Below are 19,249 nucleotides of genomic sequence, written 5' to 3' on the forward strand. Positions count from 1 at the left end.
GGGCGGGTGATCATCCTCGCCGCCACTCCGATCGGAAATCTCGGCGACGCGTCCCGCCGCCTGGTGGAGGTGCTGGAGAACGCCGAGGTCGTCGTCGCGGAGGACACCCGCACCACGGTGCGACTCCTGAAGGCGCTGCAGATCGACAACCGTCCGCGCCTGATCGCGCTGCACGACCACAACGAGAAGCAGAAGGCCGCAGAGCTCGCCGCCCTCGCGGCGGAGACCGACATCGTCGTGATGAGCGACGCCGGGATGCCGACCGTCAGCGATCCCGGCTACGGGCTAGTCGCCGAGGCCGTGGCCCAGGGTGTGACGGTGACCGCGATCCCCGGTCCGAGTGCGGTGCTGATGGCGCTTGCGATCTCGGGCCTCCCCACCGACCGCTTCACGTTCGAGGGATTCCTGCCGCGCAAGCCGGGGGAGCGCCGCTCGACTCTTCGCGCGCTCGCCGCGGAACCCCGCACCATGGTCTTCTTCGAGTCGCCCGCCCGCCTCGCGAGCGCGCTCGCCGACATGGGGGCGGCGTTCGGCGACGAGCGGCGGATCGCGGTGTGCCGCGAACTCACGAAGCTGTACGAAGAGGTGCGCCGCGGCACGGCATCCGAGCTGGTCGCCTGGGCGGAGAACGGCGTCAAGGGCGAGATCGTCGTCGTCGTCGAGGGTGCTTCCCGCCGCGACGCCTCCCCGGAGGACGCGTTGGCCCAGGTGCAGAAGCTCGTCGCCGACGGCATCCGCCTGAAGGATGCCGCGTCCGAGGTCGCCGCGCTCACCGGCCTCTCCTCCCGAGACCTCTACCAGGCCGCGCTGGCCGCCCGTTCCGGAGGGGCATGACCGTGAGCAAGGCGGCGACCGTGTACGACGTGGCCGATCGGGCCGGCGTGTCCATCGCCACCGTGTCGCGCGTGCTGCGCTCGCCGGATGCGGTGCGTCCGGTCACACGGGAGCGCGTGCTCGATGCCGTGTCCGCGCTGGGCTATGTGCCCAGCGGCAGTGCCCGAGGTCTCGCGGAGCGCCGCACCGGGGTGCTCGGGCTGTATTTCCCCGGGTTCGACGCCGCGGAAGACGCTCCGCCGCTGGACGTGCTCTCCGACGCCGATGCGTCGCCGTTCGCGATCGTCCGTGATGACGCGGATGCCGATGACGGACACACCTCGATGCTCTTCCTCGACGAGGTGCTGCGCGGCGCGGAGCTGGAGGCGTGGAAGCAGGGGTTCGTACTCATGGTCGGCGTCGGACGCGACGATCCCGATCGCTCGACGGTGCGCGACATGGCCGGCCGCGTCGACGGCCTCATGGTGCTCGCGAGCAGTGTGCCCGACGACGTGCTGGCGCGCCTCGCCCGGCGGATCCCGGTCGTGGTGCTCTCCGGGCCGCCGCGCGGCGATCACTACGACCACGTCACCGTGAGCAACGCCGAGGCGATGGCCGAGCTGACCCGGCATGTCCTGGCCCAGGTGGGGGACGGGCCGCTGGCCTTCCTCGCCGGCCCCGAGGACTCGCCGGACGGCCTGCAGCGGTGGGAGGGGTTCGCGGCGGCGGTGACGGCCGCGGGCCGGTCCCTCGACGACGTGACCGTCCTCCGCGGCGACTTCACCCGCGGCTCGGGCCGTCGTGCCGCCGAGGAGCTCGTCGCATCCGGCGCGCCGGCAGCGCTGATCTCCGCGAATGACCAGATGGCGCTCGGCGCGCTCGACGTGTTCCGCGGCGCCGACATCCGCGTGCCCGAGGACATCCTCGTGACCGGGTTCGACGGCATCGAGGCGGCCGCGCTGTCGCGCCCCCCGCTCACCACGATCCGCCAGCCCATGATCGACCTCGGGCGCGCAGCCGTCCAGGTGCTCGCACGGCGCCTGGAGAGCATGGATGCCGAGCCGGTGCTGGCTCGCCTGCCGCTGCAGATCCTCCTTCGCGAGAGCTCGCAGCGCCCTTCCTGACGCCCCGCGGCACGGCGCCACGCCGGTGTCAAGGGGTTGCTTTCGAAAAATGTATGCGCTTACAATCACTGAGGCGGCGCAGGCCGTCGGTCATGACAGAGACGACATGAGGTGGCAGATGTCCGGTGGCAGAACACCGAGAGCGCGGATGATGGGACGCTGGCGCAGAGCGGCGATCGCCGGCCTTGCAGCAGCCGCAGTCGCACTGAGCGGCTGCAGCATCCAGATCACATCCCAACCCGATCCCTCGATCGGCGACGACACGATGCTGATCAACGCCGACAAGGGCAACCCGTTCTTCACGAGGAACTTCAACCCGTATCTCACCAACACGCGCACGGCGTCGCGGTGGATCTACGAGCCGCTGATCCTGGTCAACCCGCTCGACGGCACGCAGAACCCCTGGCTCGCGACCGAGTGGTCCCAGCCCGACGCCCGCACCATCGTCATGACGATCCGCGACGACGTCGAGTGGAGCGACGGCGAAGACCTGACGCCGGACGATGTGGCCTTCACGTTCCAGCTGCTCAAGGACAACCCCGCGCTCGACATCAAGGGTGCCTGGCAGCATCTGGAGAGCGTCGAGACCGAGGGCGACGACGTGATCATGCACCTCCAGACCGAGGATGCTCCGTCGCTGCCCATCCTCGGCCAGACCATGATCGTGCCGGAGCACCTCTGGGCCGACGTGAAGGACCCCGCCACGTACCGCAACGAGACACCGGTCGGGACCGGGCCGTTCGTGCTCGGCAACTACAACGACCAGCAGTACTCGATGGACCGCAACCCCGACTACTGGCAGGCCGACAAGATCGAGATCGAGCACATCATCCTGCCCTCGACCAACTCGCAGCTCGACACCGTGAGCCGCGGATACGACTGGGCGTACGCGTTCATCTCCGACGTGGAGGGCACCTGGGGTGCGGCGAGTCCGGACAACAAGTGGTGGTTCCCGCCGGGCGGCGTGATCGCCCTGATGCCGAACCTCGAGGTCGCCCCCTTCGACGACGTGAACGTCCGCCGAGGCATCGCGCTCTCCCTCGATCGCGAGGAGATCGCCGAGACCGCTTCCGAGGGGTACATGGAGCCCGCCGGCCAGACCGGACTCATCCTCCCGAACCAGGAGGAGTATCTCGACCCGAGCATCCCCGACGAGGGCATGATCACGCAGGACACGGATGCTGCGCTCGAAGCCTTCGAGAAGGCGGGCTACACCCTCGACGGCGACCGGCTCGTGGGCGCCGACGGTGAGCAGCTCGAGTTCGCGCTGACCACGGCCAACGGCTTCACCGACTGGACCAGGGCGGCGCAGACCGTGCGCAGCCAGCTCGCCGAGGTCGGCGTGAAGGTCACGCTCAAGCTCCCGCAGCCCGCGGGATACCAGAGCGCGATCAGCAACGGCGACTTCGAGATGGCGATCGGCGGCATGGGCAACGGTGACGTCTACCAGGCCTACAACAACCTGCTCTCCAGCGAGTTCTACGTGCCATCGGGCGAGACGACCGCCAACAACTTCGAGCGCTACCGCTCGGACGAGGCCGACGCGCTGCTGGCCGAGTACCGCGAGACCGTCGACACCGATCGCCAGGCCGAGATCGTGAAGGAGCTGCAGGGCATCGTCTACGACGAGATGCCCGTGATCGGCCTCTACTACGGCGGCATCTGGGGTCTGTTCAACGACGCCAAGTTCACCGGCTGGCCGAGTGAGGAAGACCCGTACATGATCCCGCAGAACTACGACTCCGCGCCGCTGGGCATCTTCACGCGGCTCGAGCGAGTCAAGGAGGACGACAAGTGAAGTACGTGCTCCAGAAGTTCGGCCTGTTCGTGCTCACCCTGTGGGCCGCGGTCACCCTGAACTTCTTCCTCCCGCGCATGATGCCGGGCTCCCCGGCGGATGCCGCCATCGCCAAGCTGTCCCAGAACGGGCCGGTGTCCGACGCCACACGCGCCGCCATCGAAGCCCAGCTGGGTGTGCCGACCGGGTCGCTGTGGGACCAGTACATCGCCTACCTCGGCCAGGTCGTGCGGCTCGACTTCGGCGTCTCGTACACGTTCTATCCCCAGTCGGTGGCGAGCATGGTGTCGACGGCATTGCCGTACACGATCGCCCTCGTCGGCATCGTCACGATCCTCGCGTTCGTGATCGGCACCCTCATCGGCGTCGCGGCCGCCTGGCGCCGAGGCACCTGGCTCGACACGCTGCCGACGCTGACGGGCTCCTTCCTCAGCACGTTCCCCTACTTCTGGACCGCGCTGCTGCTGCTGTTCTTCTTCGGCTACGTGCTGCACTGGTTCCCGACGACGGGGGCCTACTCCGCGACGACGACCCCCGGGTTCACCTGGGAGTTCCTCGGCGACCTGTTGAGCCACGCGTTCCTGCCGGCCCTGACGATCCTGCTCACCTCACTCGGCGGCTGGATCATCGGGATGCGCAACGCCATGATCAACACGCTCGGTGAGGACTACATCACCTTCGGCGAGGCGAACGGGCTGCACGGCCGCACGATCGCCCTCCGCTACGCCGCGCGCAACGCGATCCTGCCGAACCTCACCGGCTTCGGGCTCACGCTCGGCGGTGTCGTGGGCGGATCGATCCTCGTCGAGCAGGTCTTCGGCTATCCCGGCATCGGATACCTGCTCTTCAACGCCGTGATCGGGCAGGACTACCCGCTCATGCAGGCGCTCTTCCTGATGATCACCGTGAGCGTGCTCATCGCCAACTTCCTCGTGGACATCCTCTACGGGGTTCTCGACCCGAGGACACGCCGATGACTTCCACCATGAACGTCAAGATCCCCGCCGAGCGCATCGCCGCGCCCAGCCCGTGGCGCGCCTTCGGGCGCATGGTCGCCACCCTCTGGAGCAACGGCAAGGCCCGACTCGGGCTCTGCATCCTCGCCTTCTTCGTGCTGGTGGCGGTGTTCGCCCCGGTGCTCGCCCCCTACGGCGCGAAGGACAACGGCTTCGAGCGCAACGCCGACGCCTCGTGGGAGCACTGGCTCGGCACGACGGCCGCGGGGGAGGACGTGCTCAGCCAGCTCATCTACGGCGCGCAGATCAGCCTCGTGGTCGGGTTCGCCGCCGGCATCCTCTCCACCATCGTCGCGGTCCTGATCGGACTCAGCTGGGGGTACATGCGCGGATTCGCGGGCGAGGTGGTCGGCTTCATCGTCAACCTCTTCCTGGTGATCCCGGGGCTCCCGCTCATGATCGTGATCGCCGCGTATCTGCAGAACGGCGGCATCCTGATGATCATCGCCGTGATCGTGGTCACCGGCTGGGCGTGGGGCGCACGCGTGCTCCGCAGCCAGACGCAGTCGCTGCGCGGCAACGACTTCGTCACCTCGGCGCAGTTCTCGGGCGACAGCAGGACGCGCATCGTGTTCCGCGAGATCCTGCCGAACATGACGTCGATCATCGCCGGCACGCTCTTCGGGGCGGCGACGGCCGCGATCCTCGCCGAGGCGGGGCTCGAGTTCCTCGGCCTCGGCGACTCCAGCATCGTCAGCTGGGGCACCATGCTCTACTGGGCGCAGAACTCCAACTCCCTGCTCACCGGGCAGTGGCTGCTGCTGTTCGCCCCCGGTCTGTGCATCGCACTGCTGGCTCTGAGCCTGACACTGATCAACTTCGGCGTGGACGGCATCTCCAATCCGCGCCTGCGAGAGGGGAAGGGCCGATGACCGCCATGGACACCAACGACATCCTGCTCGACGTGCAGGGCCTGTCCGTCGAGTACGCCTCTCCCGGAGCGACACCTGTCGCGGCCGTCCACGACGTCTCCTTCTCCCTGCGCCGCGGCGAGTTCGTCGGACTGGTCGGCGAGTCGGGCTCGGGCAAGTCGACCCTCGGCTTCGCGCTCACCCGGCTGCAGAAGCCGCCGGCGCGGATCAGCGGCGGTCGCATCCTCTTCGGCGGGCGCGACATCCGCGAGCTGGATGCCGAGGAGCTGCGTCGTCAGCGGCAGGGCGGCTTCGCCATGGTGCTGCAGTCGGGCATGAACGCCCTGAACCCCGTGCGGACGGTGGGCAACCACTTCCGCGACATCTTCGCCGCCCACGGCCACGTGCCCAAGGGTGAGCGGGATGCACGGGCCCGCGAACTCGTCGGCAAGGTAGGGCTCGATCCCTCGGTGCTCGCCCGCTACCCCGGGGAGCTCTCCGGTGGCATGCGCCAGCGCGCCTCGATCGCCCTCGCGCTGTCGCTCGAACCGCAGCTCATGGTGTTCGACGAGCCCACGACGGCTCTCGATGTGCTCGTGCAGCACGCCGTGATGGACACGATCAAGGAGCTGCAGCGGGCCGAGCAGTTCACCGCCATCCTCATCAGTCACGACCTCGGCATCGTGCTCGAGGCCACCGATCGCGTGATGGTGATGCACGAGGGACGCATCGTCGAGGACGCGCCGAGCATCGACATCCTGCAGCGTCCGAAGGACGAGTACACGCGGATGCTGCTGAGTCACTACGCCGACCCGCGGGCGAAGACCCTGTCGATCCCCGGCTTCGTCGATCTCGGCACGCGCCGTCAGGAAGGGCGTTCGCGCACCGACGTGACGGAGACGCTGCCGACCGTGTCGTCTCGGGATGCGCGTCGGGCGGATGCGGCGATCGTGGTCGACGGAGTGTCCAAGCACTACCCGGCACCGCGCCGCGGCCAGGATGCCGTGACCGCCGTCGACGACGTGTCGTTCCGGCTCGAGCCAGGGGAGGCGCTCGCGCTCGTCGGCGCGTCCGGCTCGGGCAAGTCGACCATCGCCAAGATGCTCACGGGCGTCGAGAAGCCGACCTCCGGCACGGTGCGGTTCGGGGATGTCGATGTCGCCACGCTCAAGCGGCGCGGACTGCGCGACCTGCGCAAGGACGTGCAGATGGTGTTCCAGGACCCGTATGCGGCGCTGAACCCGCTGCACACGGTCGAGTACGCGCTGACCCGCCCGGTCATGAACTACACGAAGCTGCGCGGGCCAGAGGCGCGGGCGCGGGTGCTCGAACTGCTCGAGACCGTGGGCCTCACCCCTGTCGAGCAGTTCGCGGCGAAACTGCCGCATCAGCTCTCGGGCGGGCAGCGGCAGCGCGTCGTGATCGCCCGGGCGCTCGCGAGCGACCCGCAGGTGCTCATCGCCGACGAGCCGGTCTCGATGCTCGACGTCTCGCTGCGTGCGGGCGTGCTGGCGCTGCTGGAGGATCTGCGCGAGAGATGGGGCATCAGCATGCTCTACATCACGCACGACCTGCTGAGCGCGCGACTGGTGACCCAGAACATCCTGGTGCTCAACGGCGGCCGGGTCGTCGAGCGCGGCGAGACCGCCGAGGTGCTGCAGCATCCGGAGGACCCGTACACGATCCAGCTGCTGGATGCCGTGCCCAACCCGACTCGTATCCGATAGAACCACTCATGAGAGGAGCACTCGTGCTCGCATTCCCCGACGGCTTCCTGTGGGGCGCCGCGACAGCGGCCCACCAGGTGGAGGGCAACAACACCACGAGCAACTGGTGGGCGATGGAACACGCCCCCGGCTCGCCCATGGTCGAGCCCTCCGGTGACGCCGCCGACCACTTCCACCGCTACCCGGAGGACATGCGGCTGCTGGCCGCCGCCGGGTTGAACTCCTACCGGTTCTCGGTGGAGTGGGCGCGGATCGAGCCCGAGCGCGGCTTCGTCTCCCGAGCGATGCTCGACCACTACCGCCGCATGATCGACACGGCGCGCGAGAACGGGCTCGACCCGACGGTCACGCTCATGCACTTCACGGTGCCGCAGTGGTTCCAGAAGGACGGCTTCTGGCGTGCCGACGACGCGGTCGACCTGTTCGCCCGCTACGTCGAGACCGTGCTCCCGATCCTCGACGGCGTCGAGTACGTGTGCACCATCAACGAGCCGAACATCGCCGCGATGCTCGCCGGGGGAGAGGATGCCGCGAACCTCGTGGCCTTCGGCCTCCCGAACCCCGACCTCGCCGTGGCCGACACCCTGCTCGACGCGCACCACCGCGCCACCGAGATCCTGCATTCGGTGCCCGGGGTCAAGGCCGGCTGGACCATCGCCACGCAGGCGTTCCACTCCACCGGAGAGCCCGGCGCCGACGAGATGCTCGCCGAATACGGCGACCCGCGCGATCACTGGTACCTGGATCAGTCGGCCGGCGACGACTTCGTGGGCGTGCAGGCGTACACGCGCACCTTCATCGGACCGGAGGGCCCGCGGCCCGTGTCGCCGGATGTCGAGACGACCCTGACCGGCTGGGAGTTCTTCCCCGAGGCGCTCGAACTCGGAGTGCGCAGCGCGTGGGAGCGCAGCGGAGGGGTGCCCGTGCTCGTGACCGAGAACGGCATCGCGACCGCCGACGACACCCGCCGCATCGCCTACACGCAGGGTGCGCTCGAGGGACTGCACCGCGCGATCTCCGACGGCATCGATGTGCGGGCGTACCAGCACTGGAGCGCGCTGGACAACTACGAGTGGGCCAGCGGCTTCGCCCCCACGTTCGGCCTGATCGGTTTCGACCATCAGACGTTCGAGCGCACTCCGAAGCCCTCGCTCGCCTGGCTCGGGGAGGTCGCGCGCCGCAACGCGCTCTGACTTCGAGGGCTACGCTCAGGTCATGACGCACGCGATGCCCGCGACGCGGCAGGACCGGATCCGATCCGCCGCCGCGGGCCTGAGCGCGGCCGTCGTCGCCGTCGGCCTGGCCGAACTCGTCGCGGCGATCGTGGAGCCGAGTGCGAGCCCGTTCGCCGTGATCGGCAGCGGACTCATCGATCTCGCGCCGAGCTGGGCGAAAGACACGGCCATCGCGCTGTTCGGCACCGGCGACAAGGTGGCCCTGATCGTGGGGGTCGCCATCGTCCTCGCGGTCGTCGCGGCGCTGTCCGGCATCCTGGAGCTGCGGCGCCCTCCGATCGGGGCCGTGATCCTCGCCGCCCTCGGCGCACTCGCCGTCGTGGCCGCGATGATCCGCCCCGGTGCGGGGCCGTTCGCCTGGCTCCCCGGCCTCGTCGCCGGTCTCGTCGCGGTGATCGTCGTGCGGATGCTGGTGCAGCGGCTCCGGCCCGTCGCCGGAATCGCCCCCGACGAGATCGACCGGCGCCGGTTCCTGATCTGGACGACCGGTGCCGCGGCCGCCGGACTCGTGCTCCTGATCGTCGGGAACGTCGCGCGCGGGGCGAGCCGCTCGATCGAGGTGGTCCGTGACGCGCTGCGGCTGCCCAAGCCGGCGCGAGCGGCGGCGCCGGTCCCTGCCGGCGCCGACCTGGAGATTCCCGGCCTCGCTCCGGTCGTCACCCCGAACGCCGAGTTCTACCGCATCGACACCGCACTGATCGTGCCGCGGATCGACCCGGCGGACTGGTCGCTGCGTATCCACGGGATGGTGGACCGCGAGGTGCGCCTCACCTGGGACGAGCTGGTCGCCCTGCCGATGCAGGAGTCCGACGTCACACTCGCGTGCGTGTCGAACGAGGTCGGCGGATCTCTGATCGGCAACGCCCGCTGGCTGGGCGTTCCGGTGCGGGAGCTCCTCGCCCGCGCGGGTGTGGATCCTGACGCCGACATGGTGCTGTCGACCTCGTCCGACGGCTTCACGGCATCCACTCCGATCGAGGCGCTCACCGACGACCGCGACGCGCTGCTGGCTGTCGGCATGAACGGCGAGCCGCTGCCGATCGAACACGGCTTCCCGGCGCGACTCGTGGTCCCCGGGCTCTACGGATATGTGTCCGCCACGAAGTGGGTCACGCAGCTGGAGGTCACCCGTTTCGACCGGGCCACCGCGTACTGGACGACACGGGGATGGTCAGACCGGGGCCCGATCAAGCTGCAGTCCCGCATCGATGTGCCGCGTCGAGGCCAGTCGGTCCCGGCCGGCGACACCGTGATCGCGGGGATGGCGTGGCAGCAGCAGGTCGGCATCGCCGGGGTCGAGGTGCGCATCGACGACGGGCCGTGGCAGCGTGCCGAGCTCGCGACCGCCATCTCGGCCGACACGTGGGTGCAGTGGAGTCTGGCGTGGACCGCGGAGCGCGGAGCGCACACCGTCGAATGCCGGGCGCTCAGCGTCGAGGGCGAGACCCAGACATCGGATCCGGCGCCGCCCGCACCCGACGGCGCGCAGGGATGGCACCGCATCGACGTCTCGGTGGCCTGAGCGCGTAACCACCGGTGCCCGGACACCTAGAATTGCTCCATGCCCGCAGGCGAATCCTTCTACATCACCACGCCCATCTACTACCCCTCCGACGTGCCGCACATCGGTCACGGGTACACGACGGTGGCCGTCGACACGCTCGCACGGTGGCACCGCCAGGCGGGGGATGACACCTGGATGCTCACGGGCACCGATGAGCACGGTCAGAAGATGCTGCGCGCCGCGGCGGCCAACAACGTCACCCCTCAAGAGTGGGTCGACAAGCTCGTCACCGAGAGCTGGTTCCCGCTGCTGACGACGCTCGACGTCGCCAACGACGACTTCATCCGCACCACGCAGGAGCGCCACGAGACGAACGTGCAGACGTTCTTCCAGCGGCTCTACGACCGCGGCTACATCTACGCCGGCGAGTACGAGGCGCTCTACTGTGTGGGCTGCGAGGAGTTCAAGCCCGAGTCCGAGATCGTCGACGGCACCGGTCCCTTCGAGGGGCTGAAGGTCTGCGCGATCCACTCGAAGCCGCTCGAGCTGCTGCAGGAGAAGAACTACTTCTTCAAGCTGAGCGAGTTCCAGGACCGCCTGCTCGAGCTCTACAAGACGCAGCCCGACTTCGTGCGCCCGGATTCCGCGCGCAACGAGGTCGTGTCGTTCGTGAGCCAGGGGCTCAAGGACCTGTCGATCTCGCGTTCGACCTTCGACTGGGGCATCCCGCTGCCGTGGGACGAGTCGCACGTCATCTACGTGTGGGTCGACGCGCTGCTCAACTACGCCACGGCCGTCGGCTACGGCTCCGACGACGAGACGTTCGAGCGCCGTTGGCCCGCGTACCACGTGGTGGGCAAGGACATCCTGCGCTTCCACGCGGTGATCTGGCCCGCCCTCCTGATGGCTGCCGGCCTCGAGGTGCCCCAGGGCGTCTTCGCGCACGGCTGGCTGCTCGTCGGCGGCGAGAAGATGTCGAAGTCGAAGCTCACCGGCATCGCGCCGACCGAGATCACCGACGTGTTCGGCTCCGACGCGTACCGCTTCTACTTCCTGTCCGCGATCGCGTTCGGCCAGGACGGCTCGTTCTCGTGGGAAGACCTGTCGGCCCGCTACCAGGCCGAGCTCGCGAACGGCTTCGGCAACCTCGCCTCGCGCACCACGGCGATGATCGAGAAGTACTTCGAGGGGGTCGTGCCGCCCGCGGCCGAGTACACCGAGAAAGACCTCGCGATCCAGAAGATCGTGGCGGATGCGGCGTCGAACGCGGATGCCGCGGTCGCGCAGTTCCGCATCGACGAGGCCATTTCCTCGATCTGGACGATCGTCGACGCGCTCAACGGCTACATCACCGAGAACGAGCCCTGGGCGCTCGCTCGCGACGAGGCTCAGCGCGCGCGCCTGGGCACCGTGCTGTACACCTGCGCCGAGGGTCTGCGTGCTCTCGCGGTGCTGCTCTCGCCTGTGATGCCGCAGTCGACCGAGAAGCTCTGGGTCGCACTCGGTGCCGCCGAGACCCTGGGCCGTCTGCAGGACCAGCCGATCCGCGAGGCCGGAGCCTGGGGCGTGCTGCGCCCCGGCACCAGCGTCAACGGGCTCGCACCGCTGTTCCCGCGGGTGGAGTCCACGGCCTGAGCAAGGTCGGTCACGGAGATGTCGGGGACCTATGTGCAGCGCCGTGACGGCGACGGACGCAAGGATCTGAAGTATCCGGCCGCTCCCGAGCCGCTCACGGTCCCGGTGTACGACAACCATGCGCACCTGGAGATCGTCGACGGCGATGACCCGCTGTCGCTGACCGAGCAGCTCGACCGCGCGGCGGCGGTGGGCATCGCCGGGGTCGTGCAGGCTTCCGGTGACATCGAGTCGTCTCGGTGGGCCGTCGAGGCCGCGGCATCCGATCCGCGCGTGCTCGCCGCCGTCGCCATCCACCCGAACGATGCGCCGACGTACGCCGAAGAGGGCCGGCTCGACGAGGCGATCGCGGTGATCGACGAGCTCGCCGCGCACCCGCGCACGCGGGCGATCGGCGAGACGGGCCTGGACTTCTTCCGTACAGAGCCCGAGCGGCAGGCGCCGCAGTTCGAATCGTTCGAGGCGCACATCGCGCTGGCGAAGAAGCACGGCATCGCTATGCAGATCCACGACCGCGATGCGCACGATGCGGTGCTGGAGACGCTGAGCCGCGTCGGCGCCCCCGAGCGCACGGTGTTCCACTGCTTCTCGGGCGACGACGCCATGGCGCGCGTCTGCGCCGATGCCGGGTACCACCTGTCATTCGCGGGGAACGTGACGTTCAAGAACGCCCAGAACCTGCGGGACGCGCTGAAAGTCACCCCGCTCGATCGCCTCCTGGTCGAGACGGATGCGCCGTTCCTCACCCCGGTGCCGCTGCGGGGTCGTCCGAATGCCCCGTACCTCGTGCCGATCACGGTGCGCTTCATGGCCGCCGAGCTCGGCGTTGAGGTCGATGAGCTGTGCGCCCAGCTGGCCGAGAACACGCTGCGGGTCTACGGCTCGTTCGCCGACTGACTCTCGGGTTCTTCCACGGGCTTCGCCGACACGATCTGCGAGATCGGCTTCCACACCAGCAGCAGCGTGAGGGCCGCGCCCACGAACGCGAACCACCACGGTGCCGTGAGGCCCCAGACCTGGGCGATCACGCCGCCGAGCGCCTGGCCGACGACCATGCCGCCGAACACCCCGACCATGTTGACGGAGGCCACGCGCCCCTGCAGCTCGGCGGGCACGAGGCGCTGCCGCACGGTCGTGGAGATCGTGCCCCACACGAACGCGTAGGCGCCGAAGAAGAACATGATGACCAGGGCCACCCAGCCCGTGGTGGTGAGCGCGAACGACAGGTGCATGAGCACCTCGAGCGAGAGCACCACCCGCATCAGCGTCGCGAACGACACGTGCCGCTCCAGCCAGCCGAAGCTGAGCGTGGCGAGGATGCCGCCGGCCGCCGATGCCGTGGTGAGCGCGCCGTAGCCGACCGCGCCCATGTGCAGGTGTTCGGTCGCGTACAGCACGAGCACGCCCCAGGGCGCGGCCCACGTGATGTTGAAGACCAGGATGATGAGCACCAGCATGCGCACGGGAGGGTTGCGCCACAGCCAGCGGATGCCCTCGGCGATGTCGGTGTGCACCGGCGGGTGCGTGTCGGTCTCGCGCGGCGGGACGGGCGTCTTCGCCATGCGTGAGATGAGCACGACCGCGAAGCTCACGCACACGACCTCGAGCAGGAACGGCCAGGCGGTGCCCGCGGCGAACAGAAAGGCGCCCAGCGGCGGGCCGGCGAACTGATTCGCGACGAGGTATCCGGCCTGCAGGCGGGCGTTGCCGATGCCGAGGTCGGCGGGCTTCACCAGCATCGGCAGCAGCGTGCTGCCCGCCGTGTCGACGAAGACCTCGGCGGTGCCGTAGAGGAAGGCGACGGCGAGCACGATCCAGATGTTCGCGACGCCCGTGACGAGGAACACGCACAGGGCGAGGAGGACCACGGCTCGCGCGGCATTGGCGAACATGACCAGGCGGCGGCGGTCGAAGCGGTCGGCGATCGCCCCCGCATGCAGGCCGAACAGCAGCCATGGGAGGAACTGCAGGATCGCGCCGGATGCCACCAGGATCGGCGACGACGTCATCGACGCGATCAGCAGGGGAGCGGCGGCGAGGGCCACGCCGTCGCCGATGTTGCTGGTCCACGACGAGGCGAGGAGCCAGCGGAAATCGCGGCCCATGCGGCGGGGCGCGACGAGTTCTCCGAGGGAAGGCACCAGAGAAGACTACTGACGGCAGGGGACATCGGCGGGGGTCACCGGGAGAGTGGGGGAGAATGGCAGGATGACCGTCACCCTGCTCGGCGCCACCGAGATCCGCCGACTCGCCGCCGAGCTCGACGTCACCCCGACCAAGAAGCTCGGCCAGAACTTCGTCACCGACGCGAACACCGTCCGCAAGATCGTGCAGGCGGCCCGCGTGCAGCCGCACGAGCGCGTGGTCGAGGTCGGTCCGGGGCTGGGGTCCCTGACCCTGGCGATCCTCGAGACCGGGGCATCCGTCACCGCCGTCGAGATCGACCACCGCCTCGCGGCCCGGCTGGCCCAGACCGCCGCCGAGCACGGTGTCGAGGCCGACCGGCTCACCGTCGTCGATGCGGATGCGCTGCGCATCACCGAGCTGCCGGGTGAGCCCACGGTGCTGGTCGCGAACCTGCCGTACAACGTCTCGGTGCCCGTGCTGCTGCACTTCCTCGAGAACTTCGCCTACCTGCAGCGCGGTGTGGTGATGGTCCAGGCCGAGGTCGCCGAGCGGCTGGCCGCGAAGCCGGGCTCGAAGATCTACGGCTCGCCCAGCGTCAAGGCCGCCTGGTACGGGGAGTGGAAGCTCTCGGGGAACGTGTCCCGCCAGGTCTTCTGGCCGGTGCCGAACGTCGACAGCCTGCTCGTCGGCTTCGACCGGTCCGAGGGAGAGCGTGGCACGGAGGAGGAGCGCCGCCGCACGTTCAAGATCGTGGATGCCGCCTTCAACCAGCGCCGCAAGATGCTCCGCCAGGCGCTGTCGGGGATCTTCGGCAGCTCCGCGGTGGCATCCGAGGTGCTGATCGCCGCCGGCGTCGCCCCCACGGCCCGCGGCGAAGACCTCACGGTCGAGGACTACCAGCGCATCGCGCAGCATGCACCAGGGACTAATCTGGCACCGTGACCGACTCCCCCCGCTTCCGCCCCGATGTCCCCGAGCTGCACCGTCCGTACGCGGCGGACGAGAGCCGCTACCAGCAGTTCTCCTACCGCCAGGTCGGCACGTCCGGGCTGTATCTGCCCCCGATCTCGCTCGGGCTGTGGTGGAACTTCGGCGACAACATCCCGCTCGACAACCAGCGCGCACTGCTGCGCCACGCGTTCGACCGCGGCATCACGCACTTCGACCTGGCGAACAACTACGGCCCGCCCTACGGCTCGGCCGAGAAGAACTTCGGACGCATCTTCGCCGAAGACCTCCGCCCGTACCGCGACGAGCTGATCATCTCGTCGAAGGCCGGCTGGGACATGTGGCCCGGCCCCTACGGCGACTTCGCGAGCCGCAAGTACATCCTCGCGAGCGCCGAGCAGTCGCTGACCCGCATGGGCCTCGACTACGTCGACATCTTCTACTCGCACCGCGTCGACCCGGTCACCCCGATCGAGGAGACCGTCGGTGCGCTCGACACGCTCGTGCGCCAGGGCAAGGCCCTCTACGTCGGCATCTCCTCGTACAGCGCCGAGCGCACGGCCGAGGCCGTCGCCGTCGCCAAGGACCTCGGCACGCCCTTGGTCATCCACCAGCCCGCGTACTCGATCCTGAACCGCTGGGTCGAAGACGGCCTGACCGACACCCTCGAGCAGTCGGGGCTGGGCGCGATCGCGTTCACCCCGCTCGCGCAGGGGCTGCTCACCGACAAGTACCTCGGCGACGGCACGGCCGAGCGGGCGCAGAAGCGCGGCTCGCTGCCGGACGGTCGGCTCACGGATGAAGCCGTGCAGACGCTGCGGTCGCTGAACGAGGTGGCGCAGAGCCGTGGACAGTCGCTCGCGCAACTGGCGCTGCAGTGGACGCTGCGCAACCCGGTCGTCGCCTCCGCGCTGATCGGCGCGTCGCGCCCGGAGCAGCTCGACGAGAACATCGCCGCCGTCAACGGTCCGACTTTCACCGCGGAGGAGTTGGCCCGCATCGACGAGCTCGCCGGGGCGATCGACGTGAACCTGTGGGCGAAGTCCTCGGAGCTGTGACCCCATCATGAGCCACGCCGCGTTCACCGACTCCGTGCACGTGCGCGCCCCGGGGAAGATCAACGTCTACCTCGGGGTCGGCGGGCGGCACGACGACGGCTATCACGCGCTGGCGACGGTCTTCCAAGCGGTCTCGCTGTATGAAGACGTGATCGCGCGCCCGGCCGACGACTTCTCGGTCACGGTCGCCGGCGTCGAGGACATCGGCTCGGTCCCGCTCGACGACCGCAACTTGGCGATGCGCGCCGCCAAGCTGCTCGCGCTCGCCGTCGACCACCCGGGCGGCGTCGCCCTCGAGATCCGCAAGAGCGTTCCGGTCGCCGGCGGCATGGGCGGAGGGTCGGCGGACGCCGCTGCCGCTCTGGTCGCGTGCGACGCGCTGTGGGGGACCGGGCTCTCGCAGGCCCGGCTGCACGACCTCGCTGCCCGTCTCGGCGCCGACGTGCCGTTCGCCCTGCACGGCGGCACGGCGGTCGGCACCGGTCGCGGCGATCAGCTCAATCCGGCGCTCGCGCGCGGACGCTTCGACTGGATCCTGGTGCCGAGCGACAAGGGGCTCTCGACGCCGGTGGTCTACGAGCGACTCGACATCCTGCGCGAGGAGGAGGGCGCCTTGGCCGACGACCCGCCGCTTTCGCTCGACGTGCCGATCCCGGTGTTGCAGGCGCTGCGCTCCGGCGACCCCGCCCAGCTCGCCGAGACCCTGTTCAACGACCTGCAGGCCGCCGCGCTGTTCGAGCGTCCCGACCTCGCCGACACCATCCGGCAGGGTGTCGCGGCCGGTGCGCTGCAGGGGATCGTGTCGGGCTCAGGGCCCACCGTGGCCCTCCTCTGCCCCGACCCCGAGACGGCGCAGGACGTGCAGACCTCCCTGCGCGAGACCGGCCTCGACCCGCTCCACGTGCACGGCCCCGTCCCGGGCGCGCGCATCATCGGCTGACACCCGATTCCCGCGCCTCACTCCGCCTGCAGCAGCGCACTCACCCGGTAGGGGATGACCTCGCGGAGGAACAGGCTCGTCGAGGTGCGGAGGATGCCGGGGCAGAGGCGCACGACCTCGGCCACGCGGTAGAGGTCGTCGGGGTCCTTGGCCACGACGCGCAGCAGCAGGTCGGTGTCGCCCGCGGGGGCGAAGCACTCCAGGACCTCGGGAACCCGGCTGAGCGCGTCGATCGCGGCGGTGATCTGATGCTGATCGAGCTCGACGAGGATGGAGGCCGCGACGCCGCGTCCCAGAGCCTGCGGAAGGATGCGCGCGCTGTGGGCGCGCAGATACCCGCCGGATTCGAGCCGGTCGAGCCGGGCGTGCACGGTGCCGCGGGCGAGGCCCAGGTCCTGGGCGATCAGAGCCACCGGTCGGCGCGGGTCGCGGTCGAGCACCGTGAGGATCCTCCGGTCGGTCTCGTCGAGATTGGCCATTTCGATCACCGTCGCCTTCGTTGACTCCCACAGATTGATCGGATCGATCAATCAGAATCCACTCTATGGTCTGAATGATCGTCATGTGGTGTGATGGCTGTCAGATACGCAGGATGCCGGCCACGAGCGGGCATCACGCGCACTCGACGGAAGGCCACGAGCCGCACACGCCGGGTGTCGACGGCGACCGGCCACGAGCCTCAGCCGTCGATCAGACCTCCATCGCGGGGGATGAGGAGCCGCAGCTGCACCATGGCCGAGAACCGTGCGTCCGGATCGGTCAGATCGAGTCCGCTGATCTCCGACAGCCGGCGCAGCCGATACCGGAACGTGTTGGGGTGCGTGTACACGCGGGCCGCAGCCACCGCCACATCTCCGAACGCGTCGAGCCAGGCCCGCAGCGTCTCCACCAGATGCGTGCCCTTCTCCCGGTCCTGCGCCAGGAGCCGCGCGACGGGGCCGGTGGGCTGGTCGCCCCGGGACCGGACGAGATCTCCGAGCTCGACCAGCAGGGCTTCCATCTGCACGGTCGTGAACCGGGCGACGGGCTCGCGCGTAGGCGTCTGACGCACCACTCGGAGGGCGCGGTCGGCGTTCGCGCGCGATGCGGGGATGCCCGCCGCGTCCTCCGCGACGGTGCCGACGCCGATGCGGATCTCACTGGTGGCCCCGAGCCGCCCGAGGAAGTCGGTCGCGACGCGGGCCGCGCGGCTGTCCGCATCGCGGTGCTCCGCCCCGGTCTCCGCATCACCCTGTTCCGGGCGGATGCCGACGACCGCGTACACGACGTTGCCGATCACGGCGACAGCCGAGCGGAGGTAGACGGCGCCCAGGTGCACGGCGAAGGCATCGGCGATGCGCTGCCGCTCGGCCACCCCGCGGGCGCCGGCGGAGGGTTCGTCGTCGCTCTCCTCCGCTGCCGACAGCGCCAGCACGACGCATCGATGATCGCTGAGACGCAGCCGGGCGGTGGCATCCGCGGCCCCCGGACCGCCTTCGAGGATCGTGGCGAGCAGGTCGGCCCGCAGCCGACGCTCGACATCGGCACCGGCCCGCAGCCGCAGCATGTGCAGGGCCACCAGGCCGGCGGAGTCCTTCAGCGCGCGCACACGATCGGGGGACAGAGGTTCCTGGACCGCGGCCCAGATCGAGCCGAGGATCTCGTCGCCCGCGCGCACCGCGAGTGCCACGCGCGGGAACGAGGGGAGTCCTTCGGTGTTGTTCACGGGGCCGACGTCGATCGGGTCCACGCTGCGGTAGAGCTCCTGGAAGACGCCGCGCTCCTCCAGCTGCCGTGCGAACCGTTCGGGCACCTGCCGTCCGAGCACCGTCTCGATGCGGGCGGGGTCGGCTTCGTGCTGGCGGCCCGAGAAGGCGACGACCCGGGAGTTGCGATCCTCGATCGTCACGGGGGCGTTCAGCAGGGTCGCGATGGCGTTGGCGAGGGCGAACAGGTCACCGGAGGGCATCCCGCCGAGTGTCGTGGCTCCCTGATCGCCCACGTCACCCTCGGCGATCAAGGACCGCAGCATCGCCGCCAGCTGCGCCCACGACGCGCCGCGGGTCAGTGCGAGGACGGGGATACCGGTCGCCTCGGATGCTTCGCGCACCGGCTGCTCCGAACGCACGGGCGCACGCAGGACCAGGGCGGAGGCCTGCTGTGTGGCGAGGACCCGGAGGAGCTCCGCGATCTCGTCCGGATCGCTCAGGCCGACGCCGAGGACGAGCGCGCGGCGCATCGGCATCGCGTCGTCGAGGACATCGTGGATGACGACCGTCTCGATCTCGGTGTCATCGTCGACCGCACCGCTCACCACCTCGAGCAGGGTGTTGCCGAGGTCTTCGATGACCCGGCCGAGGCTGGCGCGGGGCTTTGTCGTCACGGACATGAGCACAGGGCCCAGGCTAGGGGGCGACCACCGGTCGCGGAGCTGTGGGGCACGACGAAATCGTATCGACAGTTGGTCGATCTCGACAGGCTCGTCGTGCCCCGT

Annotated in this window: 16 protein-coding genes; 13 read left to right on the forward strand and 3 right to left on the reverse strand. The window is 69.6% G+C overall.

Going from position 1 to position 19,249, the window contains the following annotated elements; translation table 11 throughout:
* Positions 1-6 precede the first annotated feature (6 nt).
* The 10 genes from rsmI (at position 7) to ACIOTO_RS18710 (ending at position 12,600) form a co-directional block, all read left to right on the forward strand.
* A complete protein-coding gene (gene rsmI / locus ACIOTO_RS18665; RefSeq protein WP_400858971.1) occupies positions 7-834 on the forward strand; it encodes a 16S rRNA (cytidine(1402)-2'-O)-methyltransferase in 828 nt (275 codons plus the stop codon).
* Positions 831-1,937: a LacI family DNA-binding transcriptional regulator gene (locus tag ACIOTO_RS18670; RefSeq protein WP_400858972.1), complete on the forward strand. Its 1,107-nt coding sequence runs from the start codon at positions 831-833 to the stop codon at positions 1,935-1,937. The genes rsmI and ACIOTO_RS18670 overlap by 4 nt, the downstream gene beginning before the upstream one ends.
* 106 nt (positions 1,938-2,043) lie before the next feature.
* Positions 2,044-3,735, forward strand: a complete 1,692-nt coding sequence (locus tag ACIOTO_RS18675) for an ABC transporter substrate-binding protein (protein WP_400858973.1) — start codon at positions 2,044-2,046, stop codon at positions 3,733-3,735.
* On the forward strand, positions 3,732-4,712 hold the full coding sequence (locus ACIOTO_RS18680) for an ABC transporter permease (RefSeq protein WP_029262636.1): 981 nt from the start codon (positions 3,732-3,734) through the stop codon (positions 4,710-4,712). Before ACIOTO_RS18675 ends, ACIOTO_RS18680 begins: the two co-directional genes overlap by 4 nt.
* Positions 4,709-5,623: an ABC transporter permease gene (locus ACIOTO_RS18685; protein WP_301111634.1), complete on the forward strand. Its 915-nt coding sequence runs from the start codon at positions 4,709-4,711 to the stop codon at positions 5,621-5,623. Before ACIOTO_RS18680 ends, ACIOTO_RS18685 begins: the two co-directional genes overlap by 4 nt.
* A gap of 5 nt (positions 5,624-5,628) precedes the next feature.
* Positions 5,629-7,329: an ABC transporter ATP-binding protein gene (locus ACIOTO_RS18690; protein ID WP_400859159.1), complete on the forward strand. Its 1,701-nt coding sequence runs from the start codon at positions 5,629-5,631 to the stop codon at positions 7,327-7,329.
* A 23-nt stretch (positions 7,330-7,352) separates the two neighbouring features.
* The gene (locus ACIOTO_RS18695) at positions 7,353-8,522 is read left to right on the forward strand and encodes a glycoside hydrolase family 1 protein (protein ID WP_400859161.1); all 1,170 of its coding nucleotides are present in this window, start codon (positions 7,353-7,355) and stop codon (positions 8,520-8,522) included.
* Between the two features lie 22 nt (positions 8,523-8,544).
* Complete coding sequence (locus ACIOTO_RS18700) at positions 8,545-10,086, forward strand: molybdopterin-dependent oxidoreductase (RefSeq protein WP_400858975.1); 1,542 nt, start codon at positions 8,545-8,547, stop codon at positions 10,084-10,086.
* A 39-nt stretch (positions 10,087-10,125) separates the two neighbouring features.
* A complete protein-coding gene (metG, locus tag ACIOTO_RS18705; protein WP_400858977.1) occupies positions 10,126-11,703 on the forward strand; it encodes a methionine--tRNA ligase in 1,578 nt (525 codons plus the stop codon).
* Positions 11,704-11,721: 18 nt separating this feature from the next.
* Positions 11,722-12,600: a TatD family hydrolase gene (locus tag ACIOTO_RS18710; RefSeq protein ID WP_400858979.1), complete on the forward strand. Its 879-nt coding sequence runs from the start codon at positions 11,722-11,724 to the stop codon at positions 12,598-12,600.
* Here the strand turns inward: ACIOTO_RS18710 and ACIOTO_RS18715 are convergent.
* Positions 12,579-13,844, reverse strand: coding sequence for an MFS transporter (locus ACIOTO_RS18715; RefSeq protein ID WP_181156278.1), 1,266 nt, complete (start codon positions 13,842-13,844; stop codon positions 12,579-12,581). The genes ACIOTO_RS18710 and ACIOTO_RS18715 overlap by 22 nt on opposite strands.
* Before the next feature lie 67 nt (positions 13,845-13,911).
* Between ACIOTO_RS18715 and rsmA the strand changes: the two genes are divergently transcribed.
* The 3 genes from rsmA to ACIOTO_RS18730 are packed head-to-tail and all read left to right on the forward strand — an operon-like array spanning position 13,912 to position 16,776.
* Positions 13,912-14,772 carry a 16S rRNA (adenine(1518)-N(6)/adenine(1519)-N(6))-dimethyltransferase RsmA gene (rsmA, locus tag ACIOTO_RS18720; RefSeq protein WP_400858981.1) on the forward strand — a complete coding sequence of 287 codons (861 nt, stop codon included), beginning with the start codon at positions 13,912-13,914 and terminating at the stop codon, positions 14,770-14,772.
* Positions 14,769-15,836 (forward strand): L-glyceraldehyde 3-phosphate reductase, encoded by a 1,068-nt coding sequence (gene mgrA / locus ACIOTO_RS18725; RefSeq protein WP_400858983.1) that lies wholly within the window; start codon positions 14,769-14,771, stop codon positions 15,834-15,836. Before rsmA ends, mgrA begins: the two co-directional genes overlap by 4 nt.
* 7 nt (positions 15,837-15,843) lie before the next feature.
* Positions 15,844-16,776, forward strand: coding sequence for a 4-(cytidine 5'-diphospho)-2-C-methyl-D-erythritol kinase (locus ACIOTO_RS18730; RefSeq protein ID WP_400858985.1), 933 nt, complete (start codon positions 15,844-15,846; stop codon positions 16,774-16,776).
* Between the two features lie 17 nt (positions 16,777-16,793).
* On the opposite strand, the gene ACIOTO_RS18735 is transcribed toward ACIOTO_RS18730, so the two are convergent.
* Entirely contained in the window at positions 16,794-17,255 is a 462-nt protein-coding gene (locus tag ACIOTO_RS18735) for an Lrp/AsnC family transcriptional regulator (RefSeq protein WP_029262625.1), read from the reverse strand.
* Positions 17,256-17,455: 200 nt separating this feature from the next.
* Complete coding sequence (locus ACIOTO_RS18740) at positions 17,456-19,144, reverse strand: PucR family transcriptional regulator (protein ID WP_400858987.1); 1,689 nt, start codon at positions 19,142-19,144, stop codon at positions 17,456-17,458.
* Between the last annotated feature and the right edge of the window lie 105 nt (positions 19,145-19,249).

This window comes from Microbacterium sp. NPDC087592, assembly GCF_044743585.1.
GTDB lineage: Bacteria > Actinomycetota > Actinomycetes > Actinomycetales > Microbacteriaceae > Microbacterium.